A 1,062-nucleotide genomic window follows, 5' to 3' on the forward strand; every position below is an offset into this window, starting at 1 on the left:
AGCTTTGAAGAACCATATGGTTCATATGATTTCAGGCATAATAACCACCGAGGGAAACAAGAATATTTCTAATGTCTATTCAAGGCTTACCTGTAACCGGGACCGGAGTAGTGGCTCAAGGTTCCTTGGAGAATATAAATGGAGTAACGAATACGTAGATTACAAGAGGATAAATCATTCTCTTAAAACTGTTCGTGAGAATGTACCCGAGGGAACTGTAGGTTTTTCATAGTAGATGACACTTTGAGTAAAAAAGACAATTCTACTAAGAAAATCGAAGGCCTCGACTATCATCATTCTCACAGTGATGGTAAGACCATGTGGTCTCACTGTGTAGTTACTTCCCATTACAAAATCTCCGAGTACTCCTTACCACTTAACTTTAAGCTCTATCTTAGAAAGCAGTTCTTTGGACAAAAAGCCAAGAAGCTTTTTAAGAATAAGCAAGAGCTGGCAATGCAGCTAATTGATGAATTTACGCCTGTTACAGAAACTACGTATTTACTTGTAGATGCTTGGTATACATCAGGAAAATTGATGCTTCATGCTCTTAAGAGAGGGTATCATACTATTGGAAGAATAAAATCCAATCGTGTGATTTACCCAGGCGGCATTAAGACTAATATCAAAGAATTTGCCACCCATATACGTAGTAACGAAACCTGCATAGTGACAGCAGGAGACGATAACTATTACGTATACAGATATGAAGGTAAAATCAATGATCTTGAGAATGCCGTAATTCTTATATGTTGGAGCAAAAAAGATCTTTCTGACACACCAGCATTTATCGTAAGTACCGATGTAAGCCTAACCACCTCCACTATTGTTGGATATTACCAGAACCGCTGGGATATTGAAGTGAGCTACCGATATCATAAGAACTCATTAGGGTTTGATGAATACCAGGTTGAATCATTAACTTCAATAAAGCGTTTCTGGAGTATGGTCTTTATGACCTATACTTTTCTTGAGCTCTTCAGGGTCTCTAAAAAGAGAACCTTGAAACTTGAGACCATTGGAGATACCATAGGGTATTTCCGCAAACAATATATGGTCTGT

At 38.0% G+C, this 1,062-nt stretch carries 1 pseudogene; it reads left to right on the forward strand.

Annotated features, from left to right (window positions below):
• Nucleotides 1-1,062: pseudogene (locus JCM21531_RS17315) on the forward strand (IS701-like element ISCth16 family transposase); the annotation flags it as partial.

It is taken from the genome of Acetivibrio straminisolvens JCM 21531, assembly GCF_000521465.1.
Lineage (GTDB): Bacteria > Bacillota > Clostridia > Acetivibrionales > Acetivibrionaceae > Hungateiclostridium > Hungateiclostridium straminisolvens.